The sequence below is a fragment of the Streptomyces sp. DG2A-72 genome (genome assembly GCF_030499575.1).
In the GTDB taxonomy this organism is placed as follows: domain Bacteria; phylum Actinomycetota; class Actinomycetes; order Streptomycetales; family Streptomycetaceae; genus Streptomyces.
The window spans coordinates 4,481,613-4,507,039 of record NZ_JASTLC010000001.1; the positions used below are offsets into that span (position 1 = coordinate 4,481,613).

The window sequence follows — 25,427 nt, forward strand, 5'->3', positions numbered from 1 at the left end:
GGGCCGGGGACGGACGGGCTCAGCGGACAGATCAGGTCAGGTCAGACCCAACGCAGGCATCAGGTAGTAGAACGCGAACACCGCCGAGACGACGTACATCGCGACCGGGATCTCCTTGCCGCGGCCGGCCGCCAGGCGCAGGACGACGAAGGTGATGAAGCCCATGCCGATGCCGTTGGTGATCGAGTAGGTGAACGGCATCATCAGCATCGTCACGAAGGCCGGGATCGCGACCGTGTAGTCCGCCCAGTCGATCTCCTTGACCGAACCGGCCAGGATCAGGAAGCCGACCGTGAGCAGCGCCGGAGTGGCCGCCTGTGACGGGACCATCGTGGCGACGGGTGTCAGGAACAGGGCTACGGCGAACAGCGCGCCGGTCACGACGTTCGCGAAGCCTGTGCGGGCGCCCTCGCCGACGCCTGCCGTGGACTCCACGAAGCAGGTGGTGGCCGAGGAGGAGCTGGCGCCGCCCGCGGCGACCGCGATGCCGTCGACGAAGAGGACCTTGTTGATGCCGGGCATATGGCCCTGGGCGTCGGTCAGCTTGGCCTCGTCGCTGACGCCCATGATCGTGCCCATCGCGTCGAAGAACGTCGACAGCAGGACCGTGAAGACGAAGAGGGTGCCGGTCAGGACGCCGACCTTGGAGAAGCCGCCGAACAGGCTGACCTCGCCGATCAGGCCGAAGTCGGGCGTGGCCACCGGGTTGCCCGGCCACGTCGGGGTCGTCAGCCCCCAGGAGGGGATGTCCGCGACCGCGTTGATGACGACGGCCAGCACCGTCATCGCGACGATCGAGATCAGGATCGCGCCGGACACCTTGCGCACGATCAGCGCCAGCGTGAGCAGCGTGCCGAGGATGAAGATCAGCACCGGCCAGCCGGTGAGATGACCGTCGCCACCCAGCTGCAGCGGGACCGTGGTCTGCGCGGCGTCCGGGATGCGGGAGATGAAACCGGAGTCGACCAGGCCGATCAGCATGATGAACAGGCCGATACCGATGGAGATGGCCTTGCGGAGGCTGTAGGGCACGGCGCTCATGACCCGCTCACGCAAACCCGTGGCCACCAGCAGCATCACGATGAAACCGGCCAGCACCACCATGCCCATCGCGTCCGGCCACGACATCCGCGGGGCGAGCTGGAGCGCGACGACCGAGTTGACGCCGAGACCGGCGGCGAGCGCGATCGGTACGTTGCCGATGACACCCATGAGCAGCGTGGTGAACGCGGCCGTCACGGCCGTAGCGGTGACCAGCTGGCCGCCCGCGAGCTGGTTGCCGTACATGTCCTTCGCGCTGCCGAGGATGATCGGGTTCAGCACGATGATGTAGGCCATCGCGAAGAAGGTGGCGAAACCGCCGCGGATCTCGCGCGGCAGCGTGCTGCCCCGCTCGGAGATCTTGAAGAAGCGGTCGAGTGCGCCGTAGGCGGGCCCGGCTCCCGGCTGTTCGGGGGCGGGGACCTTGGCGGGGGCCGAGGTGGACATGTATGTGGTGGTTCCTACGAAGAGAAGTGGTCAGGCACAAACGGTTTCAGTATGAACATATAAGGTCGGGGTCGACCATCTCCGCGCGTAGATATCTCACTCCTCTCAGACACCCGATCGCCTCGTAAGCTGTCCCCCATGGCGAAGTGGACCCCAACACACGAGGCGCCGGAGCCCCTGGAGGGCCCCGTGGCCGGCACCGTCACGGGCGGCACGATCCTCTGGTTCGTCCTCTTCCTGGTGCAGCTGCCCTTCTACGGCTGGTTCGACGACCACGGCCACACCTGGTGGGTGTGGACCTGTCTGGCCGGCGGCGGGCTCGGGCTGATCGGTATCTGGTACGTCCGCAGGCGCGATGCCGCGCTCAAGCGAGCGGCCCTCGAGCAGCCCAAGGAAACGACCGGCGAACCCCAGTCGTCCTGATGTGTCCGCGCCCTACAACCAGGGCACGACACCCCTCCTCCCCAAGTCGGAACTTCCGCGCACTCAGCGGGTGAAGGCGTAAATCCGCACGTAACGTCGAATGCATGACGCATATCGACGCGGGCGCCGAACTCGAATCCGCGCACCCGATACCCACCGACGTGGCAGTGACCGGGCTCACCGCCGCCGAGGTGGCCGAGCGGGTCGCGCGCGGGGAGGTCAACGACGTCCCGGTGCGCAGCAGCCGGTCCACCGTCGACATCGTCCGCGCCAACGTCTTCACCCGGTTCAACGCGATCATCGGCGTGCTCTGGGTGATCATGCTGTTCGTCGCGCCCGTCCAGGACAGCCTGTTCGGCTTTGTGATCCTCGCCAACACCGCGATCGGCATCATCCAGGAGTGGCGGGCGAAGAAGACTCTCGACTCCCTGGCGGTGATCGGCGAGGCCCGGCCGACCGTACGACGGGACGGGGTGGCCGCCGAGGTCAGTACCTCGGACATCGTCCTGGACGACCTGATCGAGATCGGGCCGGGTGACAAGGCCGTGGTCGACGGGGTGTGCATCGAGGCCGACGGTCTGGAGATCGACGAGTCACTGCTCACCGGTGAGGCCGATCCGGTCGTCAAGCAGCCCGGGGACCAGGTGATGTCCGGCAGCTTCGTGGTCGCGGGCGGCGGCGCGTTCAAGGCGACCAAGGTGGGCCGCGAGGCCTACGCCGCCCAGCTCGCCGAGGAGGCCTCCCGCTTCACGCTGGTCCACTCCGAGCTGCGCACCGGCATCTCCACGATCCTCAAGTACGTGACGTGGATGATGGCGCCGGCCGCGATCGGCCTGATCATCACGCAGATGGTCGTCAAGAACAACGACTTCAAGGACTCCGTCGCCCGCACCGTCGGCGGCATCGTCCCGATGGTCCCCGAGGGCCTGGTCCTGCTCACCTCCGTCGCCTTCGCGATCGGCGTGATCCGTCTTGGCCGGAAACAGTGCCTCGTCCAGGAACTCCCCGCCATCGAGGGCCTCGCCCGCGTCGACACGGTCTGCCTCGACAAGACGGGCACCCTCACCGAGGGCGGCATGGACGTCACCGAGCTGAGACCCCTCCAGGGCGCCGACGACACGTACGTACGACAGGTGCTGGGCGCCCTCGGTGAGTCGGACCCCCGCCCGAACGCCTCGCTCCAGGCCATCATCGACGCCTACCCGGACGCCGACGAATGGCGCTGCACCGAGTCCCTCCCCTTCTCCTCCGCCCGCAAGTACAGCGGCGCCTCCTTCAGCGAGGGCAACGGCGAGTCCAGCGCCTGGCTCCTCGGCGCCCCGGACGTCCTCCTCGCCGACGACGACCCCACGCTGGCCGAGACGGACCGGCTCAACGAACAGGGTCTACGAGTGCTGCTGCTGGCCCGCGTCACCCGCGAGCTCGACGACCCCGAGGTCGCCCGGGGCGCCCGCCCCACCGCCCTGGTCGTCCTGGAGCAGCGGCTGCGCCCGGACGCCGCCGACACCCTGCGCTACTTCGAGGAGCAGAACGTCCGGCCCAAGGTCATCTCCGGCGACAACGCGGTGTCGGTCGGCGCGGTCGCGAGCAAGCTGGGCCTGTCCGGTACGACGGTCGACGCCCGCCGGCTCCCCTCCGACAAGGACGGCATGGCGGACGCCCTCGACGAGGGCACCGTGTTCGGGCGGGTCACCCCGCAGCAGAAGCGGGACATGGTGGGCGCGCTGCAGTCCAAGGGGCACACGGTCGCGATGACCGGCGACGGCGTGAACGACGTACTCGCCCTGAAGGACGCCGATATCGGCGTGTCCATGGGGTCGGGCTCGGAGGCCACGAAAGCCGTCGCCCAGATCGTGCTGCTGAACAACAGCTTCGCCACGCTGCCGTCGGTGGTGGCGGAGGGCCGGCGGGTCATCGGCAACATCACGCGGGTAGCGACCCTGTTCCTGGTCAAGACGGTCTACTCGGTCCTGCTGGCCATCCTGGTGGTCTGCTGGCAGGTCGAATACCCCTTCCTGCCCCGCCACTTGACCCTTCTCTCCACCCTGACCATCGGCATCCCCGCGTTCTTCCTCGCCCTCGCGCCCAACAAGGAGCGGGCGAAACCCCACTTCGTACGCCGGGTGATGCGGTACTCGATCCCGGGCGGGGTCCTGGCGGGCCTTGCGACCTTCGCGACGTACCTGATAGCCCGCAGCTACTACACCGGCGAAGGCTCGTTGGCAGCGGAGACCAGCGCGGCGACGCTGACGCTGTTCCTGATCTCCATGTGGGTACTGGCGATCGTCGCCCGCCCCTACACCTGGTGGCGGATCCTCCTGGTCGCCGCCATGGGCTGCGGCTTCCTGGTGGTGCTGATCGTGCCCTGGCTGCAGGAGTTCTTCGCACTGAAGCTGGTCGGGGTGACGATGCCGTGGATGGCCGTCGGCATCGCGGTGGTGGCGGCGGTCGCCCTGGAGGTGCTTTGGAAGTGGGTCGACCGCCGCTTTCCCGTCCAGCGGTAATGCCGTGTCTTACTGCACGTCGACGTAGTCACCGGCGACCGCAGTCGGCGCCGTGGTCGGGGAACCCGCGAAGGTGAAGCGGTAGTAGCCGTCCGTGGAGGCCGTGACCGTCGTCTTCAGGGTGCCGGTCGAGGTCGACGTGATGCCCTTGACGTTGGTGTAGTTGGTGGTGCCCGCCTTGCGGAACTGGAGCACGACCTTCTGGTTGGCGTAGCCCGCGTAGGTGTTGGTGTCCCAGTTGGCGCGGGACAGCTTGCCGGTGACGGTGATGGTCTTGCCCTTCAGCACCGGCTCCGGCGCGGCGTTGACCGTCAGCTTGGCGGCGCGAAGGACCTTGCGGGTGCCAAGGTCGCCCTGCCACTTGGTGTCCTCGTCGGCGGTGACGGCGAGACCGCCCGCCTTCCAGGTGCCGGCCTCGGAACTCGACAGCTCACCGTCGGCCGGACGGATGTTGATCACGGCCGAGCAGTTGAGGACCGTCGACGAGGCGGCGGTGCAGGTGCCCGGGTCGTCGCTGATGAGGACGTTGGTCGCCGACTCCACCGAGGTACCGCGGTAGATGAGGGGACCGCTGGCGAAGTTGTCAGCGCTGGTGTCGAGGTCGGCGGCGTGGGTCAGGGTGTACGTGACCGGCACGGCGACCTGGGCCGTGGTGCCGACGACGATCGACTTGCCCTTGTTGACCTGCATGTTGGAGAAGGTGACGTCGAGTTCGGCGGCAGCGGCCGTGGAGCCGGCCGTGCTCAGGGGGAGCTTGCCGGAGGCGGGAGCGTCGGCGGCCTGGGCGGCCGGGACGACGAGAGCAGAGAGGGCCAGGGCGCCGGTGACGGCGGCCACGGTGGTACGGATGCGCATGAACTTCCTCAGGTGGACCGAGCAAAAGGTGGGGAAACTGCCCGACCCGGGGCACGGGGGCCCCGGCGTCGGTGACGAACGCTTCTCGGGGACCGCTTACTTCACATCGACGTAGTCGCCCGCGACGGTGACCGGCGCGGTGGCCGTGGTGCCCTTGAACTGGAAGCGGTAGTAGCCGTCGATGGATGCCTTGACGGTGGTCTTCAGGTTGCCGGTCGTCTTGGTCTTGATGCCCTTGACGTTCGTGTAGTTGGTGGTGCCCTTCTTGCGGAACTGCAGCACCACCGACTGGTTGCCGTAACCGACGTACCTGCTGTTGTCCCAGTTGGCGTGGGTCAGCTTGCCGGTGATGGTGATGGTCTTGCCCTTCTTCACCGGCTCCGGCGCGGCGTTGACCGTCAGTTGGGACAGACGCTGGAACCTGAAGGAGTTCGTCGGGTCCTTCACCACGACGCCGACCTTGTCCAGGTCCGGGTCGTCGGGGTCCTCGCCGTTGTACGCGACCGCGAACGCGGCCGCCTTCCAGGAGGCGGCGTCGTCGTTGAACAGGTAGAACGGGTCGATCGCGACGGTGGCCTTGCAGGAGGCGACGGTCGCGGACGAGTCCGTGCAGGTGGCGTCGCTGCTCGTGAAGTCGGAGAAGGAGTCACCGAACGATTCGCCGCGGTACAGCTGGACGGCCGCGACGAAGTCCGCGGCGTGGATGTCGACGTCCGCACCATGGGTCAGCGTGAAGGACACCGGAACCTTGACGGTGGCGGTGGTGCCGACGACGACGTTCTTGCCGCTGTTCACCTTCACGTTGGAGAAGGAGGCGTCCAGGACGTACGACGCGCCGGCCGCGGCCGTGGCGAACGCCGACGTGCCGTCAGCCGCGGCCACGGCGTCGAGGGCGGCGGCCACGTTCGCGGGGACCTTCGGCTCGGCGGCCGTCGCGACCGGAGCGGCGACGGCGGAGAGGGCCAGGGCGCCGGTGACGGCGGCCACGGTGGCTCGAATACGCATGCGTTCCCCAAGTGGAGAAAGGGGGCCCCGGCGCTGGTCGTTCCCGACGGCTCGTCGTCGGCACGGGGCCCAAATGATCGCGGAGTCTGTTGACTCACGTGATCAGATCTGTGGCGGAGGGGAATGGTTGTACGGACGGTGCGAGATTTGTGCGGGAAATCTCAAGATCCCCCTCCGCCACAGGGTCGGGCTTAGCGCACGCCGACGTAGTCGCCGGTCGCGGTGGCCTTCCCGGTGCTGGAGATGCCCGCGAAGCTGAAGCGGTGGTGGCCGTCGACGGTCGCCTTCGTGGTCGTCTTCGCGGCGCCGCCGGTGGTGGAGTAGATGCCCTTCACGGTGGAGTACGCGCTGGCGGTCGACGCACGGAACTGCAGCTGCAGCGACTGGCCGCTGAGGCCGACGTACGTGCCGGTCTCCCAGTCGGCGCGGGTCAGCTTGCCGGAGACGGTGATGGTCTGGCCCGCGTTCACCGGCTCAGGCGCGGCGTCGGCGGTCAGCTTGGCGAGGCGCTGGACCTTGTGAGTCTTGTAGAAGTCGTTCCCGTAGACCTCGCCGTCGTTGGACGCGGCGGCCGCGGCGACGTGCCAGGTACCGGCCAGCGCGTTGGCGTACAGCTCACCGATGCCGTCGCCGTTCAGACCGGGGGACGCCGTGATGGTGAGCTTGCAGTTCGACGTCGTCTCGCTGGTCGCCGTGCAGGTGGCCGTCTCCTCGTTGGGCGGGAGCCAGCCGTCGGGGTTCTCGGGGTCCGTGCCGTACCAGAGGTCGATGTAGGCGTCCGCGATACCGCTGGAGTGGCTGGCGGTCAGGGACACCTCGAAGGTCCTGACGGTGGTGGTGCCGAAGACGAGTGCCTTGCCGGAGTTGACGGTCACGTTGGACACCTCGGGCAGGGCCTGGGCGGCGAACCCGGACTTGGCCGAGGAGGCCCCGAATCCCTCCTGGACGCCCGGCCTGTCGATGCTCACGGCGCCCTGCACGTCGGCCTGCGCGGCCGGCACAGCAAGGGCGGACAGGGCCAGGGCGCCGGAGAGGGCAGCCACAGTGGCTCGTATACGCATGCGTTCCCCACGTCGTATGCGGACCCCGACACCGGTCGTTCCTCACGGCTCGTCGTCGGCGCGGGGCCCAAGTGATGGTGGAGCCTGTTGACTCCGGTGAGGAGATTCGCGGCGGTGGTGAAAGGTTGTACGGATACGGTGAAGTGATGTTTACGAACTCACCGTAAATGAATGGGAGTTGAGCGGGAGGGGATGGCCAGGTGAACGACAAGAAGCTCGTCGAGAAGATCCGCGACCACCCCGAAAGGGTACGGCCTGAACGGCACCTACTGCCCGAGCACTACCGGAACGCCCCCGATCGGGTTCCGGTACACGCACGCGAACATCGATCCGCGGTTCAGGGCGGCGGTCGAGGCCCGGATCCAGCATCTGCGGGAGCAGTACCCGGACGAGGACATCAGGGTGAGGTGGGACCACTGAGCTACGAATTCGAAACGGCGGACCGGACCAGGACCCTCTGGGACCCGGCACTCCGGGTGGGGCAGCTGTACGTGTCCCTCGCGCAGGGCGCCGGCGAGCAGCTGGGGCTGCCCACCGGGCTGACGCCCAATGAGCGCGGCGGCGCCGACGTCGACCTGGAGACGTTCCGGAAGTTCACTCAGGGCCTGTACGACGCTTACTGCTCCACCAGGAACTTCCTCATGCACGACCTGATGCGGGGCCTGCTACTTGCCTCGATCGTGATGCTGGAGAACGGCGGCGGCGCGATCACCCGCGTTCCGGAACGCGAGGCGGGACTCCTGACGGAGTACGACGCCTACCAGCGCGGAATGTGGGTCGAGGACTGACAGAAGACCCAACATGGCGGCTGCCCCACTGGAGTCTCTCCGCTGGGGCAGCCGCCCAGTTCTCAGTCGAACCACCGATCCCGAGCCAACTCCTCCGTCCGCGAAGGATCCTCCAGCAGCGCCGCCACCTCGAACCGGCGAGGCCACTGCCGGGCCGCCCAAGCCAGACCCGCGGCGACGCCCTCAAGGGTCGAGGCGTGCAGGACGCCGTCGGTCGTCAGGCGCCAGTCGATCTCGACGCCGTCGACGACGAGTTCCTCGTGCTCGACGTACGACTCGGGTGTCCGCGCCCCCAACAGCACCCGCACCGAGTCCGGTACGGCGTGCTCCGTGCCCTCGGAGTCCACCGAGCCCGTCACGGACTCGCTCAGTCGCCGGACTTGGAACAGCTCGGCCAGTTCGGCGGCGCGGGAGGGGCGGACGGGGAGCAGGGGGACGCCGTCCGTGAAGGGGAGCAGGTCGGGGGAGTCGACCACGACCGCGTCGGCGGCGTCCACGACGGTCACCTCCCCGTCCATCACGGCCCGCAGGTCGTCCGGCAGGGTCACCTGCTCGGGGTCGAGGTCGGCCAACGCGCTGTACAGGGCGTGCAGTTGGGCGGCGGTGACCTCGCGGTCGGGGTCGGCCAAGCGGTCCAGCAGCTCGGCGGCGCCGCCCGGCTCGTCGAGCAGCGCGGACACCGACGTCCGTACGCCCAGCGCCCGCAGTACCTGCTCGTCCTCGAACCCGGTCGCGTCGGCCTCCTCGTACAGGCCGCGGAGGAGGGGGTCACCGCCCGCCGCCAGCAGACCGGCCGGGCGGCGGCCGTCCAGGACCGGGTTTCCGCGCAGCCACCATGCGGTGTAGGGACGTACGACCTCGTGGGTGCCGTCCGGGAGGAGGATCCGGACCGGCTGGACGATCGCGTCGCGCAAGGGGGGTTGCGAGAGGAGCGCCAGCGCCTGGGGCCAGCGGTCGTCGTCGATCAAGTCCAGGTCGCGTACTGCTACCAGCTCTGTGGCGACCGGCGGGACCGGCGTGTCCGGGAAGCGGTCCAGGATGTCCTCGCACCAGACGTCCACCGCGTCCAGCAGTCCAGCGTCGTCGGGTTCGGCGAAGTCGCCCTCGCGCGGCTCCAGTTCGTCCGGGTCCAGCACCACGTCCGTGGCCCGTACGAGCGCGAAACCGGCCAGTACTCCGCAGGCCGCCAGCGGCTGCTCGCCCCACTTCTCGGCCAGCTCGGCGTCCACGGTGGCGAGTTCGCCCTCCCGCATGACCTGGTGGAAGGGGCTGCCGGGGAAGACGAGTTCACCGGCGGGCACCAACTCCCCCTCCTCGTCGGGCAATGCCAGCGCGCCGAGCCACGGCTCGTCGCCGGGCTCCAGCCCGGCGTCCCGGACGAGCGCGAGGACGGCGTCCGCCAGCTCCTCGGCGTCGAGGGCGGCGTCCTCCTCCCAGGAGATCCCGCCGTCCTCGTCCAGGGAGGCGGCGACGGCGGCCCGTACCTGAGGGGTGGTGAGCACGGCGCGCGGGGTCGCGGGGAGCGCGCCCAGCTTCTCCAGGAGGGGATGCGCGCCGTCCGGGTGGGCGACCTTGAGGCCGAGCCGGGCGAGCATCTCCGGGTCGATACGGGAGGCGTCCGGGGTGGGGAGCAGGACCTGCCGGGGGCCGATCGTCGTACGGCCGTCGGCGAGCGGCACGGGGAGGCCGGAGAGGCGATCCGGGTCGACGCCCGCGAGGCTGTCGTACAGCCGCCGCCACCAGTTCGGCTCCTTCTCCAGCCCGGCGAGGCGGTCGATCGCGTCGGTCAGCGGGACCCGCGCGACGCCCAACGTCCGCAGCTCCACCCGCCGTTCGAGCCCGGCTGGCAGCAGCGTGGGCAGCACCTCGGCCAGCACGCGCACGGTGTCGGCGCCGGCGCCCTCGACGATCTCGGCGTCACGGGGGCGGAGCGACTCGGGCAGCTCGTCGTCCTCCGTGCCGTGGACCGCGGGGGGCAGGAAGGACGTACGGGGCAGCCGCTGGAGGATCGCCTGGCGCAGTGCCCCGTCCAGTTCGCCCTTGCCGAGCGGGCCGGGGACGAGGCCGATGATGCCGGTGCTCACCGGGCGCCAGCCGGCGAGCAGCTCGGCGTACGCGTCCGCCGCCTGCTCCACGAGGAAGTCGGTCAGCGGGCCGGGTGCCGCGTGTCGCCGGGTGGTGTCGAGGGGGAAGGAGGCGATGAGCAGGGCGGGGACGCCGAGGGGCTCGTCGCTGGGGGTGGGGGCGTGGACGACGGCGCTGGTGCGCGGGCGGGCCGGGGAGCCGTCGCTGTCGACCGGGACGGCCCAGGTGACGGACCAGTGCGGGCGCAGGCGCTCTTCGGTGGGCCGGTCGGCAAGCAGTTCGGGCGCGAGCGGCCCGTGCGCGGCGACCGTACGCCACCGGGTCGTGCCCTCCCTGGAGTCCTCTACGACCGTCAGGGCGCCCTCGGTGCGGCGGCGCAGGGTGCGGACGTCCTCGGTCTCGATCACGACCTCTTCGAGGCCGGGCAGGGCCAGGAGGAGGGCGTCGTCGACGGCGTGCAGCAGGCGCTCGGCGAGGTCGGCGGCGGCCGTGTCGCGCAAGGGCAGGATGACGACGGTGTCGTACGGGTCGGGGGCGGTGCCCTCGGCGGCGAACGGGAGACGGAGGAGCGGGACGTGGCCGTCGCGCCGGCGGATCTCGTCCCCGAGTCCGGGACTGTGCCGTGCGGTCTCCGCGGACAGCTCGCGTGCCTCGGCGAGGGACCAGCGGACGCCGCCGTGCCGGCCGACGACCGCGGGCTCGTCGGTGACGGCGAGGACGGCGGCGAAACCGACGCCGAAGCGGCCGATCGCCGTTTCCGCGGTCTCGCGCTTGGCGGAGGCGCGGAGCGTGGCGAGGGACTCGACGCCGGCCGCGTCGAGGGGCGCGCCGGTGTTGGCGGCGAACAGGACTCCGTCGCGGAGGGTGAGCCGGAGCCGTCCGGGTACGCCTGCCCTGGCCGCGGCGTCGGCGGCGTTCTGAGCGAGCTCGACGACAAGACGGTCCCGGTAGCCGCCGAGGACGAGATCTTCCTCGGCGTTGGCGTCCTCACGGAACCGGGCCGGGCTGGTCGCCCACGCGTCCAGCACTCCGCGCCGCAGACGAGCCGTCCCGAAGGGGTCCGCGCCTTCGGCGGCCGGCCGCACGAACTTGCTCACGTTGTCTCTCCTCATCGGCCCTCATCAGCGTGAGGATGAAGGTATCGCGCGATGCGGACGCCGCGGTTCGCCGTCCAGTCATCAGCCTGATGAGGGGTCGCCGCGCGGACGCTCCTCCGCAGCCTGAGGGGCGTCAGACCGCGGCGTCCAGGCTGAGGCGCATGCGTACGTAGTTCGCGTCACCCGGGCCGGGCCGATGGTGTCCGTCCGGCTTCCAGCCGTGTCGGGCGTAGAAGACCTGGGCTCGGCTGTTGCGCTCCCATGCCCCCAGTACGCCCGAGGAGAGGGACGCGTCGCGGAGGAAGCTCACGAATGCGGCGTGCAGGTGGCTGCCAACGCCTTGTCCCCACAGACCGGGGCGGACGTGGATCTGGTAGAGCTGACCCACTGTGGTGGCATCGACGCCGGCTTCGCAGGGTGGGCCCATCGACAGGATCCCCACCATCTCGCCGCCTCGTTCCGCGCACAGCACGGTCCTGTCGTCCCTACGGACGGCACGCATCCAGCTCTCCCGCCGATCAGAGCGCGCGCCGGAGGACGTGAGCTCCGCATCCGACAGCCCGCCTGCCTGGTAGTACGCCGCACGGGCCAGAGTGTGCAGGTCGGTGATCCTGTCCACGTCGCCGACGCTCGCCGCCCGCAGGAGTGTCCGGGAAGTCGTCACTTGCAGCCCTTCAGATCCGGGAACTCCGTGAGGCGTACGGCACGAAGTCGGCCCAGGCCTCCGGGGTGGGGGTGCGGCGGGGGCCGTCGGCGTGCTTGGAGTCGCGGACATGGATGGTGCGGGGCGCTTCCGCGATCTCGACGCAGGACTCGCCGTTGGTGCCGCCGCTATAGCTGCTCTTGAACCACGCCAGTTCGGAGGCGTCCCCAGGGGAGGCCTTGCGGATCATGTTTCTCCCAGCAGTTGTTCGATGAAGGCCGGCGACTTCCGTGGCGGGAGGGCCTGCGCCCGGATGGTGCCAGATTGCAGCTCCAGGATGCGGAGATGCCTCGGCTCGGAGCCGGGCCGACCGTTGAACAGGCCGTCGGCGCGCCCCACCGCCGTACCGTCCGGGAACTTCAGCAACTCGATCCTTCCATCCAGCCATGCCGACGAACACCGAGGCCCATGCTGCTGTCGCCACACCATTGTGAAGACCGATTGCCGGGCCAAACGAGCGGTCCTCGATCACGGCCCGCGCATGCACCGGCGTCTGCAACTGCGAAGGCTGCGAAGGCTGCGACCGCGCCTTCCGCTCACCGACCCCCGGACGCTGCCATGACTGCCGCACTCCCGTTGCCACCACCGCCTGAGACCGTTCTGTCCGGTTCCCTGCCCTCGGGCCGGATGATCTGGCCTGGGCACCCTCTGGAGGACACCATGAGCACTCAGGCCGGCGCAACGGGGCGCCGCTGACCTGGGCCAGGGACATCGAGATCGCCCGTCGGCCCGACCTGTCCGTCCGCTACACCCGGGCGAAGAGCGACCTGGAACATGAGGATCCGGCCCAGGCGCAGGCAGCTCTGCGCGACCTCAGTGCGGTCCTGGACGAAGCCATGAAGGCAGTCCGCGGGTGAGCTGGAAAGGGGAGTACGCCTTCGGAGCCGAGGAAGCCGCCCGTACCGCTCCGCCAGGATTCCTGGCCGCTGTGGAACGTAAGGCGAGCGAACTGGTCGGGCTGCCGAAGCTTTCCATGTCCACGGCCGATCCCATCGCCGAACTCACCGCACGAGGCCTGAGCAGCAACCGCCGGGCCGGTGCCGCGCCCAGGGCCCCGCCGAAGACACATCCTGCTCGGGCTGGAGCCAAGACCTGTGCTGCCTGCCAGCCAGGTGACCGCCCTGTGAGGTCTGCCTCTCACCCACCGCGCCCAAAGCTACGAGTGTCCCAACTCCACGGACTCCTCGTCCGCCCCGACCGGCACCGACCCGGAATCCGGGGAGGGCCGCAGCGGGAAGGGGTCGACTCGGGTCTCGTCGATGACCGGCGGGGCCGGCCGCGGCGGCTTGGGCATGACCGCCGCCTCCGAGTGGCCGCCGCAGCCGTAGGCGAGGGACACGACGTGGCCGTCCGCGGGTGAGAACTCGTTCGCGCACACCCCGAAGGCCTGTCCCATCGCCCCGCCGATCGGCGCGAGGAAGCCGCAGCTCACGCAGGACGCCGGTGCCGCCTGGGCCATCGCGGTCTTGGGGCCGTACGCCTCCTCCCAGCGGTCGGCGGCGACATGCAGGCCGTAGCGGGACAGGACGCGGGCCCGGCGCATGCCGAGTTCCTCCGCGACCGACGCGATCGAGCCGCGCGAGGGCGCCACGGAGAAGTTCGCCGGCGGGCCCGCCGTCACCTCCGCGTCCTCCGCCTCGACCAGCTCGGCCATCTCGTGCAACACGGCGGAGTTGGGCGGCGGCTCGTCCTCGCCGGAGTAGCCGGGCTCCAGACGCAGATCCTCCGCGTCGGTGGGGAGCAGATCGCCGGGGCCCATGTCGCCGGGGCGCAGCCGCTCGCTCCACGGCACCCACTCGGGGGCCAGCAGCGCGTCCGGGCCGGGGAGCAGCACCACCTCGTCCAGCGTGACGAACTTGGCGCGGGAGGCGCGCGCCACCGTGACGGCCCAGCGCCAGCCGCGGTATCCGAGCTCCTTGCACTCGAAGAAGTGCGTGACGACCCGGTCGCCTTCCGACACCAGCCCCGCGTGCTCGCCGACGACGCCGGGCGCGGCGGCCTCCTCGGCGGCGGCACGGGCGAGGTCGACGGCCTCGGCACACAGGCGGTCGGGGGTGCGGCTTCGCGTGATCGCTGCGCTCACTGGTATCGCTTCTCTCCTACGCCAGTCTCTCGGGTGCGCCTTTGCCTGAAGGCGGTCGGGCGGAACGGAGCGGACCTTGGGGCCGCGTCGACGTCCGCGCCCGATCGTGCTCGGGCGCACCTGCTCCATCCATTCTGCGGGATGACCGAGAGGCGCGCGGCCGAGAACGTTCGCCACGACGCGCTACGCACGCTACCTGTTCGCTGGCGCTGGGCCTACACCGACGTTGAGTTTCCGTGGGCTCTTCGGACACGGGGGTGTTTGATGCGCCTTCTGACGTGCCAGGACCTGCCGTCGGGCGGGTACTGCGCCGTGAGGGCTGGTCGCGCCCCGCGGCGGAGCCGCTGATCGATACAGCCCCGCGCCCCTTTGGGGCGCTTCCAGAAACCGTCGGTGTGCAAAAGTGCGGCGCCATCCGTGCCGTAACCGCACTACCCGTACCCATCTCGGGGCACTATGGCGGAATGGCAGGTGCAAGGACGCCCCACGGTGCCACCCGTGTCGGTGGGATCAAGGGGAGCAGCCGACGGAACGGGACGGGCCGGGTGGGTGGGCCGCTGCGTTCGGTGGGCCGTGCCCTGCATCTGCCGGTGACGGGCGCCGCCCGCGGTATCCGCAAGGCGACGCATGCGCACGGGGCGGGCGAGTCCGGCCTCGGCAAGCTGATCGAGCTCCACGGGGTGAACGGCGCCGGGGACATGATGATCACCGTCGCCCTCGCCTCCACCGTCTTCTTCTCCGTCCCCACCGACGAGGCCCGCGGCCGGGTCGCGCTGTACCTCGGCATCACCATGGCGCCTTTCACGCTGCTCGCCCCCGTGATCGGCCCGCTCCTCGACCGCATCCCGCACGGCCGCCGCGCGGCGATGGCGATGGCGATGCTGGCCCGGGCGCTGCTCGCGCTGATCCTGGCCGGTGCCGTCAGCTCCGGCTCCATCGAGCTGTACCCGGCGGCGCTGGGCGTGCTGGTCGCGTCCAAGGCGTACGGCGTGGTCAGAAGTGCCGTCGTGCCCCGGCTCCTGCCACCCCGTTTCTCCCTGGTGAAAGCCAACTCGCGGGTCACCCTCGGCGGGCTCCTCGCCACCGGCGTGGCGGCTCCGATCGGAGCCGGCCTGCAGTCCGTCGGGGATCGCTGGCCCCTCTACGGCGCCTTCGTGATCTTCGTCGCCGGTACGATCCTCTCCTTCTCCCTGCCGCCGAAGGTCGACTCGGCGAAGGGTGAGGACACGGCCCTGCTCGCCGCCGACGAGGAGCATCTGCACGGCCCGCACCGCAAGCCCGTCAAGCGTCCCGGGCTGCGCACCGTCGGGATCGCCGTCACCCACGCCCTCGGCGCCAACGCCGCCCTGCGCTGTCTCTCCGGCTTCCTGATCTTCTTCCTGGCGTTCCTGCTGCGCGAGCATCCGCTGACCGGTGAGAGCGCGGCGGTGTCGCTGGGCATAGTGGCGGTCTCGGCGGGCGCGGGCAACGCGATCGGTACGGCGGTCGGGGCGTGGCTCAGGTCACGCGCACCGGAGATCATCATCGTGACGGTGGTGGCGTTCGTGCTCGGTGCGGCGATCGCCGCGGCGATCTTCTTCGGGGCGGCGATGGTGGCGTGTCTGGCGGCCTCCGCCGGGTTCGCGCAGGCGCTGGCCAAGCTGTCCCTGGACGCGCTGATCCAGCGGGACGTACCGGAGACGGTCCGCACCTCCGCGTTCGCCCGCTCCGAGACGCTGCTGCAGGTGGCATGGGTGTTCGGCGGCGCGGTCGGCATCGTCCTGCCCCTCGAAGGCGGCTTCGGCCTCTCGGTGGCCGCCGCCATCGTCGCCGCCGGCTGGCTGACCACGGTCCGCGGCCTGCTCACCTCGGCCCGCCAGGGCGGCTCACCACGGACACGCGTGGCGTAGCCAGAGCACCGCGCCCCGTAAGGGGCGCGGTGCTGTATCGATATGCGGCTCCGCCGCGATGGGGGTCCCCCCGCTCGAGCGAAGCCGAGAGTGGGGGAGCGACCAGCCCCCACCGACCCGCAGGTTCGTCACCCCGCTTCCAGCGGAGCAAGGACGTGCCCGATAGCCTTCGCCCATGACCATGCAATCCGCTGTGCGACGCCGCCGCGCTGTCGCCGCCGCCGGCGCCGTATCCGCCGGACTGCTCGTCCTTTCGGCCTGTGACAAGCCGACCCCGATGTCCACGGTCACCGTCGGCACCTCCTCGGTCAGCGAGGAGGCCACCTGCGGCGGTGAGGGCGAGGCCCTGAAGTCCGCGGACCTGACGAAGTGCCTGAAGGAGACCGACATCAAGTCGATCACCGTGGACCCGGACGAGACCGTCCGCTTCGGTGTCGACCCCGAGGTCGCCGACAAGCGCTGGACGATCCTGATGAACGGTCAGCCGCTCACCGAGGACAGCGACAAGACGTACCGCACGATCCCGGGCAGCGTGTTCTTCAACGCCCAGTACGGAGCCCAGGGCGACTCGACCCTGGTCTCCATCAAGGCGGCCGACGGCAAGAAGAACAGCAACACGGTCACCGGCCTGTGGTCCTTCAAGCTGAAGAAGGACGACTGACCACGCCTGCCGTACGCGTCCTCGTAGCCACCGCCGTCCCGGCCGAACGGGACGCGGTGGCACGGGCGTTCACGGGCGACATCCTCACCGTCGGCGTGGGTCCCGCCCGCGCCGCCGCGACCACCGCCACGACGCTCGCGATGTTCCCGTACGACCTGGTCGTCTCGGCCGGAATCGCCGGCGGCTTCGCACCCCACGCCCCCGTCGGCTCCCTTGTCGTCGCCGACGAGATCACCGCCGCCGACCTGGGCGCCGAGACGCCCGACGGCTTTCTGCCGGTCACGGAGCTGGGCTTCGGCGCCGTCACCCATCGTCCGCCGGAATCACTCGTACGAGAGCTCGCGGCGGCCACCGGAGCCCGTACCGGCGCGGTACTCACCGTCTCCACCGTGACCGGCACCGCCGCCCGCGCCGCCGCGCTCCGTGACCGCCATCCCACTGCCCTCGCCGAGGCGATGGAAGGCTTCGGCGTCGCCGAGGCCGCCGCCGCGCACGGCGTTCCCGTGCTGGAGATCCGCGCCGTCTCCAACCCCGTCGGCCCGCGCGACCGCGCCGCCTGGCGCATCGGCGACGCCCTCGCCGCCCTCACCGAGGGCTTCGGGAAGCTCGCGCCCGTACTGGAGAGTTGGAACAGGCATGACCGCTGAGCCGCTGCAGATCGCCTACTCCCCCTGTCCGAACGACACCTTCGTCTTCGAGGCCCTCGCCCACGGCCGCGTCCCCGGCGCCCCCGCGCTCGACGTGACGTTCGCGGACATCGACATCACCAACGGCATGGCCGAGCGCGGCGAGTTCGACGTGCTGAAGGTGTCGTACGCCGTCCTGCCGTACGTCCTCGACGAGTACCGGCTACTGCCGTGCGGGGGCGCGCTGGGCCGGGGTTGCGGGCCGCTGGTACTGACGCGCGAGCCGGGCGTGGACCTCGCCGGCCGCACGGTCGCCGTGCCGAGCGAGCGGTCGACGGCGTATCTGCTGTTCCGTCTCTGGGCAGCGGACACGGTCGAGGACGGCGTCGGCGAGATCGTGGTGATGCCGTTCCACGAGATCATGCCGGCCGTCCGGGACGGAAAGGTCGACGCGGGACTCGTCATCCACGAGGCGCGCTTCACGTACCAGAACTACGGCCTGCACAAGCTCGCCGACATGGGCGAGCACTGGGAGAGCACCACCGGGCTGCCGATCCCGCTGGGCGCGATCATCGCGAAGAAGTCGCTGGGCGCGGACACGCTGCGGCTGCTCGCCGAGTCCATCCGTACCTCCGTGAAGGCCGCCTGGGACGACCCCGAGGCCTCCCGCCCGTACGTCATGGAGCACGCCCAGGAGATGGACCCGTCCGTCGCCGACCAGCACATCGGCCTGTACGTCAACGAGTTCACCCACGACCTCGGCGCGGACGGCTACGCGGCGGTCAGGGGCCTGCTGACCCGCGCGGCAGCCGAGGGACTACTGCCTCCACTCGGGCCCGAAGCCCTCTCGTTCCCCTGACCCCACCGAACACAGCAACCACCGAACGGAGCCCGCGCAGCAGCGCAAGGACGGCAGAAAGAGGCGCCACGGCCATCAGGTGCCTGCTGACCGGCGCGGCAGCCGAGGGACTGCTGCCTCCGCTGCGGCCGAGGGGCTGGTGTCGCCCCTCGGTCCGGGTGCGCTGGATTTCCCCTTGAAGTCCGGAAGATCTACGGGATCTAGACGTCGAGCTGGTCGGCGACCGCTCGCAGCAGGCCGGCGATCTTCGCGCCGGCGGCCTTGTCGGGATAGCGGCCCCTCTCGAGCATCGGCGTGATGTTCTCGAGGAGGGTCGTCAAATCCTGGACGATGGAGGCGAGTTCGTCCGGCTTCTTGCGAGTGGCGGCCGCGACGGACGGGGTCGGGTCGAGAAGCGTCACCGAGAGCGCCTGGTCACCGCGCTGCCCGGCGACGACCCCGAACTCAACTCGCTGACCCGGCTTGAGCGTCTCGACTCCGGCGGGGAGGACCGAGGAATGGACGAAGACGTCGCCGCCGTCGTCACGGGAGAGAAAGCCGAAGCCCTTCTCGCTGTTGAACCACTTGACCTTGCCGGTAGGCACGTCTGTCCTCGTCCTCGTACTCGTCGGAAAACTGCTTCGGAAAACGCCAGGGAACTGCTCTTGATAGCACTGGGGCGGGTCGTCGGGACCCGCCGGTACCAAGGCTAATGGTCTTCCACCCGGTGACAAGACGTCACCCGGTTGTTCCTTCGCGCAGGGAACTACCCTGGTCGGGTGCGTGACAAAACCCAAACGAATTCCGCCGCGCCCGGCGACCGCCTGATCCGTGCCGGAGCCATCGTCTTCTTCGTCGGTGCCGTGGCCACACTCGTCACCGTGGCCCCGCTCCTCCTCGGTACGACGCCATTTCCGACGTACATGTTCGGATTGAGCATGTTCATGGGCGTCGGCTTCCTGGTGGCGGGGGCCGGTGTCTTCCAGTCGATTGCGGCCGGCCGCCGTCAGGCCCGCGCCGGGCGGTAGTCCGCGAGCCAGGCCGGAAAATGGGTGAGGTCCGGCAGGACCACATCCGCTCCGGCCGCCCGCAGCGCGTCGCCGTCGCACGGCCCGGTCGTGACGGCCACGGAGAGCGCTTCGGCGGTACGGGCGCCGCGCACGTCGCCGATGTGGTCGCCGACGTACACCGCCGCGCCGTGCTCACGCAGCGCCTCCGCCTTCTGCTCGGCCCACAGGTCGCCCATCACCGCGTCGGCGTCGATGCCGAGGTGCTCCAGGTGCAGCTTGGCGTTGGGCTCGTACTTGGCGGTGACGACGATCGCCCGGCCGCCCGCCGCGCGCACGGCGGCGATCGCCTCACGGGCGCCGGGCAGGGCGGGCGTGGCGGCGATGGCGATCGTCGGGTACATCGAGCGGTACAGGTCGCCCATGGCCGCCACCTGCTCCGCCGGGAACCAGTTGATCAGTTCGTCCGCGAGCGGCGGCCCGAGCCGGGTGATCGCCAGATCGGCGTCGATGAACGTCCCCGTCCGCTCGGCCAGCGCCGTGTAGCAGGCGTGGATGCCGGGCCGGGAGTCGATCAGCGTCATGTCGAGGTCGAAGCCGACGGTGAGGGAGGCGACGGGAGGCAGGGCGGCTGAGGTCATATGGGCCATTGTGCCCAGGCGGGCGGCGATCAAGACGCCCGGTCCCGCCCTACCGCCGGCGCTGGGACCGCCACAGCAGGAACAGCGCGGAGGCGATGGCGGCGCCCCGGACGACCCACGGCCAGGTCTCGGAGACGGCGGCGTTCATGTGCCCCTCAGCGATGGGATCACCCCACCGCCCTGTGTTGCGTCCCCACAGCCAGACGATCCCGGCGGTGAGCGCCGCGCCCGGCAGCCACATGACCGCCACCTGCCGCTCCGCCTGCGTCAGCCGCCGGGAGGCGTAGGCGATGAGCCAGCCGAAGAGGAGCACGAGCAGGTTCCCCAGGAAGGCACCGGCGACGAGGAGGGACGCGCCGAGCAGGAGGAAGGGGTTGCTCCAGTTTCCGGGACGGGGAAGGCGGAGGCGGCGGCGCCGGGACGTGACCTCCTCGGCCTTCTCCACAGCGGCCGGCTCGTCCCGTACGACCTCCTTCTCCGCCTTCTCGATCTCTTTCGGCCTCTCTTTCGGCGGAGGAGGCTTCAGCAGATCCGGAATCTCCACCCCGCCGACGAACCCCGGCACCTCGTCCCCGACCCCGAACGGACTGCTGTCCACCCGCCACCAGTCGGGCTGCGTCGCACTGTTCCCCAGTTCGTCGGCACCGGCGAGGTGGGGCGGGGAGGGCGCATCCGCGGGGTCCTCGACGGGTTCGGCGGGCCGAGGCCGGGGCACCACGCGCCGCAACCCCTTGGCCCTGGGCCGCTCCTCCGCCCGGTCCGGCTGTACGGGCACGGAGGCGCCCGGCGCCTGCGGCACACCGCCGCCGCCACCGGCGTTGGCGACGACCTCATCGGGGCTGCCCAGCCGGGCGAGGATACGGCGCACGGCGGCAGGACTGTCCACCGGCGTCTTCGCCCGACGCCGGTCGATCTCGTTCCGCAACTCCGAGACCAGCCGCATCCGGTCGGACGACGGCAACTGCCGCTGCTGCGCCACGTCACCGACGCGGCTCAGATACTCGTAGACGACCTGGTCGCTCTCGATCCCCACGAAGTCCCCTCCGGGGCGGGTGCGTTGGATACCCCGTGATGACAGACGTTACCGCCAAGCTGCGGGCATGCGTGCCGCCTGGGGCGGCACGGGTGGGCGCAGGCGGCACCCCGTCAGCGCCGGGCTGCGCGACCCACCCCGCCCCGCACCCCCACGCAGCCGCAAGCCAAGCGTCATACACACCCGCTACCGTGATTCGGATGAGCACCGAGGACAAGCCGGCGGCCCCACGTTCCCTCGCGGAGGCACTCCGTGGACGGGACGACGCCGCCCTCGCCGCGCTGCTGCGCAGCCGCCCCGACCTCATCACCCCCGTCCCGACGGACCTCACGCAGCTCGCGACCCGCGCCGGCACCCGCGCCTCGGTCGTGCGTGCCCTGGAGCGGCTGGACCGCTTCGCCCTGCAGACGGCGGAGGCGCTCGCCGTCGCCGCTGACCCGGCACCGTACGAAGAACTCCTCGGCCTCATGACCGGCGACGAAGGGGACCAGGCCGTCGCCGCCGCGCTTCCGCACGCCCTCGCCACCCTGCGCGAACAGGCCCTCGTCTGGGGCCCCGACGACCGCCTGCGCCTCGTCCGCACGGCCCGCGAGCTGCTGTCCCCGTCCCCGCAGCACCCGTCCCCGACCGGCCTGGGCCCGACGGTGCAGGAGGCGACGTCGGGCATGTCGCCGGGCCGTATCCAGGAGATCGTCACGGCGGCCGGGCTGGCGTCCACGCACGACGCGGTCTCGGCGGTCGCCGCGCTGACCGCCCTGTTCAAGGACCGCAGGCGGATGACGGCCCTGCTGGCCGACGCCCCCGAGGAGTCCCTGGAGGTGCTGCGCCGACTGGTCTGGGGCCCGCCGTACGGGCAGGTCACCGCCGACCCGGCGGCCCGGCTGCGCTGGCTCCTCGACCGCGGGCTGCTGCTGCCGACGACGCCCGGGACCGTCGTACTCCCCCGCGAGGTGGCCCTGCGTCTGCGGGACGGCCACGCCCACCGTGCCACCGAGCCGCTGCCGCCCCCCGTCGAGCCCGTCGGCACGCACCGTCCACAGGTTGTGGACGCGACGGCGGCCGGACAGGCGTACTCGGCGCTGGCGACCGTCGAGGAACTGCTGAGGGACTGGGACGAGGGCGGCCCGACGGTGCTGCGGGCGGGCGGGCTGAGCGTCCGGGACCTCAAGCGGACGGCCGTCGCCCTGGACGTACCGGAGCCGATCGCGGCGTTCTGGGTGGAGCTGGCGTACGCGGCGGGCCTGATCGCGTCGGACGGTGAGGCGGACGAGCGGTACGCGGCGACCCCGGCGTACGACGAGTGGCTGGAGCAGCCCGCGGACCGGCGCTGGGTGCGGCTCGCGGAGGCCTGGCTGGCGGCGACCCGCACGGCGGGCCTGGTCGGCGGCCGGGACGCCAAGGAACGCACGATGTCGGCCCTCGGCCCGGGCCTGGACCGCTCGGCCGCGCCGGAGGTACGGCACCGGGTGCTGGCCCTGCTAGCCGAACTGCCGGAGGGCGCCGCGCCGTCCGCCGAGTCGGTGCTGGCCCGGCTGCGCTGGGAGCGCCCGCTGCGGGCACCGCAGAGGGACGACGACCTGCGCACCCGGCTCGCCCGGTGGACGCTCTCGGAGGCGGAACTGCTCGGCGTCACCGGCCGTGGCGCGCTGTCCGCGCACGGGCGGGCACTGATCGGAGCGCCGGCCGCGAAGTCGGCCGCGGACGAGCCCTCCGGCCCCGGCGACAAGCTCCCCGTCCACCACAAGCACCACAGGGTTCCGGTCCGGGAACCCCTCACCCCCGCCGAACAGGCCGTCGCCTCCGCCACCGCCGCCCGGCTCCTCGCCCCGCTCCTCCCGGAGCCGCTGGACCACGTCCTCCTCCAGGCCGACCTCACGGCGGTCGCCCCCGGCCCGCTGCAGCGCCCGCTCGCCGACATGCTCGACGTCCTCGCGGACGTGGAGTCCAAGGGCGGGGCGACGGTCTACCGGTTCACGCCCGGTTCCGTACGCCGCGCACTGGACGCCGGCCGCAGCGCGTCCGACCTGCACGCCTTCCTCGCCGCGCACTCGCGTACGCCGATTCCGCAGCCGCTGACGTACCTGATCGACGACGTGGCCAGGAGGCACGGCCATCTGCGGATCGGCGCGGCTTCGGCGTACGTCCGCTGCGACGACGACGCCCTGCTGAACGAGATCCTCGCCGACAAGCGCGCCGCCGCCCTGCATCTGCGTCGCCTCGCCCCGACCGTGCTGGCCGCCCAGGCCGACCCGGCGGCGCTGCTGGAGGGCCTGCGTGGGATGGGGTTCGCGCCGGCCGCCGAATCCGCCGAGGGCGACGTCCTGATCACCCGCGCCCACGCCCACCGCACTCCGCCGCGCACGGCCCCCGAGCCGGTCCCGGACGGCCCCCCGGCGCCCGACCCGACGCTCCTGACGGCCGCGATCCGCGCGATCCGGGCGGGCGACCTGGCCTCCACGACCCCGCGCAAGCAGACCCCCGTGACGAACGGCGAACTCCCCCGCACCGGCTCCGCCGAGACCCTCGCCACCATGCAGGCCGCCGTCCTCACCGGCGAAGCCCTCTGGATCGGCTACGTGAACGCCGAGGGCTCCGCCAGCCAGCGCGTCATCGCCCCCATCAAGGTCGAGGGCGGCTTCGTGACGGCGTACGACCACACCGCGGACGAGGTCCGCACGTATCCGCTGCACCGGATCACCGGGGTCGCGGAGCTGGCCGACGACTAAAGCGCCCCAAAGGGGCGCGGGGCTGTATCAATTTGCGGCTCCGCCGCGTGGGCGCGACCAGCCACGACGGCGCCGCGGACGACAGACAACCCGGCACGGCACTTCCTTCGCTCGGACGGGTGTACGCCCCGATTCATGCACGCCACGCCGGACACTTCCCACCCATGAGGGAACGCGCAGGTCGTCCCGCATTCCGGTGCGGAGGGCCGGGCAGCCAACGGATGTCCTGATCCGCAGTGAAAGGAAGTCCCCGCCCATGCGTGCAGCCCGTCGAGTCGCCGCTGTCCTGACCGCCACCGCCATGATGATCGGCGCCTTCGCCACCCAGGCCGCGGCCATCGGCATCGATGTCGGCGGCGTGATCATCGAGACGCCCGGCATCATCTGACCCGCCACCGCGACACCTCGGGCCGGTCCCGGCGCGCCCGGGACCGGCCCCCTCGATCGATTCACCCTCTGCGAAAGGCCCCTGACTCCCCCATGCGTGACAAGCTCAACCACCGCGCCCGCGCCGCCGTCGCCGTGTCCGCCACCGCACTGGTCTCCGCGGTCGCGCTCCTCGCCGCGCTGGCGCCCGAGGCCTCGGCGGCTCCCGCGCTGCCGCTGCCACTCCCGGTCGCCGGGGCAGGCGGCGAGCCTCTTCTCAACGTCGACGGACACGTCTTCGCCCAACCGCTGGTCAACAACCTCGACCTGTCCAAGCTGAAGTAGCCCGGCGCATCCGGTAGCTGTCCCCGTCCAGCCGCACGATCTCGGCGTGGTGGGCCAGCCGGTCCACCATCGCCGGGGCGGCCGGGCCGCCGAACACCTCGTCCCACCGCTCGAGAGGGCGGTCGCCGGTCACGATCAGCGACCCCCGCTCGTAGCGGTGCGCCACCAGCTGGAAGAAGAGCCTGGACGTGTCCGCGTCGAACGGTACGTACCCGACCTCGTCGACGATCAGCACCGGGCAGGAATCCAGCTCGGCCAGTTCCTCCGCGAGCCGTCCCGCGGCCTGCGCTCCGGCCAGCCGTGCCGCCCATCCGGCGGCCGTGTCGAACAGCACCCGGTACCCGGACTCACAGGCACGCACCCCGAGCCCGACGGCCAGATGCGTCTTGCCGGTGCCGGGCGGCCCGACGAACACCACGTTCCCGCAGGTCCCGACGAAGTCCAGCTTGCCGAGCCGCGCCACCGTCTCCCGGTCGAAGACCCGGGGATGCTCGGCGTCGTACTCCTCCAGCAGCTTCCGCGCCGGGAACCCGGCGTCCCGGATCCGCTCCTCGGCCCCCGTCTCGACGGCGGGCGCCCCCGCCTGGCTCGGAATCGGGGCGGCGGCCCGCGCCGGCGCGGGCGGTTCGACCGCCCTGTGCTCATGGTCCCGGTGCCGGCCGGCCCGCTCGGCGTGCGCGGCCATCGGCCCCGACATGTACGCCAGGATCGCCGCCGAGACGATGAACGCCATATGGATCACCGTCCCCCACAGCAGCGAGTGCCGTGCGGTGTGGTGCACATCCACGAACATCTGCAGCAGATGGACGGAGGAGATGCCGACGATGGCGGTGGCCAGCTTGACCTTCAGCACGTTGGAGTTGACGTGCGAGAGCCATTCCGGCTGGTCGCGGTGGCCCTGGAGGCCGATGCGCGAGACGAAGGTCTCGTAGCCGCCGACGATCACCATGATCAGCAGGTTGGCGATCATCACGACATCGACCAGCTTGAGCACGGCGAGCATGACGTACGTCTCGTTCGCCTGCCCGGTGATGCACCGGAGGATTAAGGTCCACAGCTCGTTGAAGAACTTGTAGACATAGACGCCCTGGGCGGCCACGAGGCCGAAGTAGAGCGGCGCCTGAAGCCAGCGAGTGGCGAACAGGGCGTAGCCCAGGGTGGTGGACGGCGTGGACGGATCACGAGTGAGGAGCTGCACGGTCG

Annotated in this window: 23 protein-coding genes and 1 pseudogene; 11 read left to right on the forward strand and 13 right to left on the reverse strand. The window is 70.9% G+C overall.

What is annotated here, in order from left to right; translation table 11 throughout:
* Positions 1-36 precede the first annotated feature (36 nt).
* Positions 37-1,488, reverse strand: coding sequence for an NCS2 family permease (locus QQY66_RS21105; RefSeq protein WP_301981909.1), 1,452 nt, complete (start codon positions 1,486-1,488; stop codon positions 37-39).
* 138 nt (positions 1,489-1,626) lie between these two features.
* Here QQY66_RS21105 and QQY66_RS21110 point away from each other — a divergent pair, with 138 nt between their 5' ends.
* A complete protein-coding gene (locus QQY66_RS21110; RefSeq protein WP_301981910.1) occupies positions 1,627-1,911 on the forward strand; it encodes a DUF2530 domain-containing protein in 285 nt (94 codons plus the stop codon).
* Between the two features lie 104 nt (positions 1,912-2,015).
* Positions 2,016-4,415, forward strand: coding sequence for a cation-translocating P-type ATPase (locus tag QQY66_RS21115; protein WP_301981911.1), 2,400 nt, complete (start codon positions 2,016-2,018; stop codon positions 4,413-4,415).
* Positions 4,416-4,424: 9 nt separating this feature from the next.
* Here the strand turns inward: QQY66_RS21115 and QQY66_RS21120 are convergent, their stop codons facing one another.
* The 3 genes from QQY66_RS21120 to QQY66_RS21130 all read right to left on the reverse strand — a co-directional run bounded on the left by QQY66_RS21120 (position 4,425) and on the right by QQY66_RS21130 (position 7,336).
* Complete coding sequence (locus tag QQY66_RS21120) at positions 4,425-5,270, reverse strand: hypothetical protein (RefSeq protein ID WP_301981912.1); 846 nt, start codon at positions 5,268-5,270, stop codon at positions 4,425-4,427.
* A gap of 96 nt (positions 5,271-5,366) precedes the next feature.
* A complete protein-coding gene (locus QQY66_RS21125) occupies positions 5,367-6,275 on the reverse strand; it encodes a hypothetical protein (RefSeq protein WP_301981913.1) in 909 nt (302 codons plus the stop codon).
* A gap of 191 nt (positions 6,276-6,466) precedes the next feature.
* A complete protein-coding gene (locus tag QQY66_RS21130; RefSeq protein ID WP_301981914.1) occupies positions 6,467-7,336 on the reverse strand; it encodes a calcium-binding protein in 870 nt (289 codons plus the stop codon).
* 407 nt (positions 7,337-7,743) lie between these two features.
* Here QQY66_RS21130 and QQY66_RS21135 point away from each other — a divergent pair, with 407 nt between their 5' ends.
* Complete coding sequence (locus tag QQY66_RS21135; RefSeq protein ID WP_301981915.1) at positions 7,744-8,124, forward strand: DUF6086 family protein; 381 nt, start codon at positions 7,744-7,746, stop codon at positions 8,122-8,124.
* A gap of 62 nt (positions 8,125-8,186) precedes the next feature.
* Here the strand turns inward: QQY66_RS21135 and QQY66_RS21140 are convergent, their stop codons facing one another.
* The 5 genes and pseudogenes from QQY66_RS21140 to QQY66_RS21160 form a co-directional block, all read right to left on the reverse strand.
* Positions 8,187-11,306: a molecular chaperone Hsp90 gene (locus QQY66_RS21140; RefSeq protein WP_301981916.1), complete on the reverse strand. Its 3,120-nt coding sequence runs from the start codon at positions 11,304-11,306 to the stop codon at positions 8,187-8,189.
* Between the two features lie 133 nt (positions 11,307-11,439).
* Complete coding sequence (locus QQY66_RS21145) at positions 11,440-11,970, reverse strand: GNAT family N-acetyltransferase (protein ID WP_301981917.1); 531 nt, start codon at positions 11,968-11,970, stop codon at positions 11,440-11,442.
* A gap of 10 nt (positions 11,971-11,980) precedes the next feature.
* Positions 11,981-12,199, reverse strand: a complete 219-nt coding sequence (locus tag QQY66_RS21150) for a DUF397 domain-containing protein (protein ID WP_301981918.1) — start codon at positions 12,197-12,199, stop codon at positions 11,981-11,983.
* Positions 12,196-12,393 (reverse strand): annotated as a pseudogene (locus QQY66_RS21155) (transcriptional regulator); the annotation flags it as partial. The gene QQY66_RS21150 and the pseudogene QQY66_RS21155, both read right to left, overlap by 4 nt.
* Positions 12,394-13,165: 772 nt before the next feature.
* Positions 13,166-14,092 carry a DUF3027 domain-containing protein gene (locus QQY66_RS21160; RefSeq protein ID WP_301981919.1) on the reverse strand — a complete coding sequence of 309 codons (927 nt, stop codon included), beginning with the start codon at positions 14,090-14,092 and terminating at the stop codon, positions 13,166-13,168.
* Between the two features lie 464 nt (positions 14,093-14,556).
* Between QQY66_RS21160 and QQY66_RS21165 the strand changes: the two genes are divergently transcribed.
* The 4 genes from QQY66_RS21165 to QQY66_RS21180 all read left to right on the forward strand — a co-directional run bounded on the left by QQY66_RS21165 (position 14,557) and on the right by QQY66_RS21180 (position 18,127).
* Positions 14,557-15,981: an MFS transporter gene (locus tag QQY66_RS21165; protein WP_301981920.1), complete on the forward strand. Its 1,425-nt coding sequence runs from the start codon at positions 14,557-14,559 to the stop codon at positions 15,979-15,981.
* A 181-nt stretch (positions 15,982-16,162) separates the two neighbouring features.
* Positions 16,163-16,642 carry a DUF2771 domain-containing protein gene (locus tag QQY66_RS21170; protein WP_301987436.1) on the forward strand — a complete coding sequence of 160 codons (480 nt, stop codon included), beginning with the start codon at positions 16,163-16,165 and terminating at the stop codon, positions 16,640-16,642.
* Positions 16,612-17,289, forward strand: a complete 678-nt coding sequence (locus QQY66_RS21175) for a futalosine hydrolase (protein ID WP_301981921.1) — start codon at positions 16,612-16,614, stop codon at positions 17,287-17,289. The genes QQY66_RS21170 and QQY66_RS21175 overlap by 31 nt, the downstream gene beginning before the upstream one ends.
* A complete protein-coding gene (locus tag QQY66_RS21180; RefSeq protein WP_301981922.1) occupies positions 17,279-18,127 on the forward strand; it encodes a 1,4-dihydroxy-6-naphthoate synthase in 849 nt (282 codons plus the stop codon). The genes QQY66_RS21175 and QQY66_RS21180 overlap by 11 nt, the downstream gene beginning before the upstream one ends.
* A 200-nt stretch (positions 18,128-18,327) precedes the next feature.
* Here the strand turns inward: QQY66_RS21180 and QQY66_RS21185 are convergent, their stop codons facing one another.
* Positions 18,328-18,711, reverse strand: coding sequence for a cold-shock protein (locus QQY66_RS21185; protein WP_301981923.1), 384 nt, complete (start codon positions 18,709-18,711; stop codon positions 18,328-18,330).
* A 174-nt stretch (positions 18,712-18,885) separates the two neighbouring features.
* Between QQY66_RS21185 and QQY66_RS21190 the strand changes: the two genes are divergently transcribed.
* Positions 18,886-19,134 carry a hypothetical protein gene (locus tag QQY66_RS21190; RefSeq protein WP_301981924.1) on the forward strand — a complete coding sequence of 83 codons (249 nt, stop codon included), beginning with the start codon at positions 18,886-18,888 and terminating at the stop codon, positions 19,132-19,134.
* On the opposite strand, the gene QQY66_RS21195 is transcribed toward QQY66_RS21190, so the two are convergent.
* Entirely contained in the window at positions 19,113-19,763 is a 651-nt protein-coding gene (locus QQY66_RS21195; protein ID WP_301981925.1) for an HAD family hydrolase, read from the reverse strand. The genes QQY66_RS21190 and QQY66_RS21195 overlap by 22 nt on opposite strands.
* A gap of 40 nt (positions 19,764-19,803) precedes the next feature.
* Positions 19,804-20,787: a hypothetical protein gene (locus tag QQY66_RS21200; protein ID WP_301981926.1), complete on the reverse strand. Its 984-nt coding sequence runs from the start codon at positions 20,785-20,787 to the stop codon at positions 19,804-19,806.
* Positions 20,788-20,987: 200 nt separating this feature from the next.
* Between QQY66_RS21200 and QQY66_RS21205 the strand changes: the two genes are divergently transcribed.
* The 3 genes from QQY66_RS21205 to QQY66_RS21215 all read left to right on the forward strand — a co-directional run bounded on the left by QQY66_RS21205 (position 20,988) and on the right by QQY66_RS21215 (position 24,224).
* Entirely contained in the window at positions 20,988-23,513 is a 2,526-nt protein-coding gene (locus tag QQY66_RS21205; RefSeq protein ID WP_301981927.1) for a helicase C-terminal domain-containing protein, read from the forward strand.
* Between the two features lie 256 nt (positions 23,514-23,769).
* Positions 23,770-23,901, forward strand: a complete 132-nt coding sequence (locus tag QQY66_RS21210) for a hypothetical protein (RefSeq protein WP_301981928.1) — start codon at positions 23,770-23,772, stop codon at positions 23,899-23,901.
* 92 nt (positions 23,902-23,993) lie between these two features.
* Positions 23,994-24,224, forward strand: a complete 231-nt coding sequence (locus tag QQY66_RS21215) for a hypothetical protein (protein WP_301981929.1) — start codon at positions 23,994-23,996, stop codon at positions 24,222-24,224.
* Here the strand turns inward: QQY66_RS21215 and istB are convergent.
* Positions 24,193-25,422 carry an IS21-like element helper ATPase IstB gene (istB, locus tag QQY66_RS21220; RefSeq protein ID WP_301981930.1) on the reverse strand — a complete coding sequence of 410 codons (1,230 nt, stop codon included), beginning with the start codon at positions 25,420-25,422 and terminating at the stop codon, positions 24,193-24,195. The two genes, QQY66_RS21215 and istB, sit on opposite strands and share 32 nt — an antisense overlap.
* Positions 25,423-25,427: the final 5 nt, after the last annotated feature.

Bases quoted from the DNA above. Each gene is read 5' to 3' on its own strand.
- QQY66_RS21115 (WP_301981911.1), top strand. From the start codon at position 2,016: ATGACGCATATCGACGCGGGCGCCGAACTCGAATCCGCGCACCCGATA.
- QQY66_RS21195 (WP_301981925.1), bottom strand. From the start codon at position 19,763: ATGGCCCATATGACCTCAGCCGCCCTGCCTCCCGTCGCCTCCCTCACC.
- QQY66_RS21205 (WP_301981927.1), top strand. From the start codon at position 20,988: ATGAGCACCGAGGACAAGCCGGCGGCCCCACGTTCCCTCGCGGAGGCA.
- QQY66_RS21110 (WP_301981910.1), top strand. From the start codon at position 1,627: ATGGCGAAGTGGACCCCAACACACGAGGCGCCGGAGCCCCTGGAGGGC.
- QQY66_RS21150 (WP_301981918.1), bottom strand. From the start codon at position 12,199: ATGATCCGCAAGGCCTCCCCTGGGGACGCCTCCGAACTGGCGTGGTTC.
- QQY66_RS21170 (WP_301987436.1), top strand. From the start codon at position 16,163: ATGCAATCCGCTGTGCGACGCCGCCGCGCTGTCGCCGCCGCCGGCGCC.
- QQY66_RS21125 (WP_301981913.1), bottom strand. From the start codon at position 6,275: ATGCGTATTCGAGCCACCGTGGCCGCCGTCACCGGCGCCCTGGCCCTC.
- QQY66_RS21210 (WP_301981928.1), top strand. From the start codon at position 23,770: ATGCGTGCAGCCCGTCGAGTCGCCGCTGTCCTGACCGCCACCGCCATG.
- QQY66_RS21130 (WP_301981914.1), bottom strand. From the start codon at position 7,336: ATGCGTATACGAGCCACTGTGGCTGCCCTCTCCGGCGCCCTGGCCCTG.
- QQY66_RS21120 (WP_301981912.1), bottom strand. From the start codon at position 5,270: ATGCGCATCCGTACCACCGTGGCCGCCGTCACCGGCGCCCTGGCCCTC.
- QQY66_RS21215 (WP_301981929.1), top strand. From the start codon at position 23,994: ATGCGTGACAAGCTCAACCACCGCGCCCGCGCCGCCGTCGCCGTGTCC.
- QQY66_RS21180 (WP_301981922.1), top strand. From the start codon at position 17,279: ATGACCGCTGAGCCGCTGCAGATCGCCTACTCCCCCTGTCCGAACGAC.
- QQY66_RS21105 (WP_301981909.1), bottom strand. From the start codon at position 1,488: ATGTCCACCTCGGCCCCCGCCAAGGTCCCCGCCCCCGAACAGCCGGGA.
- QQY66_RS21165 (WP_301981920.1), top strand. From the start codon at position 14,557: ATGGCAGGTGCAAGGACGCCCCACGGTGCCACCCGTGTCGGTGGGATC.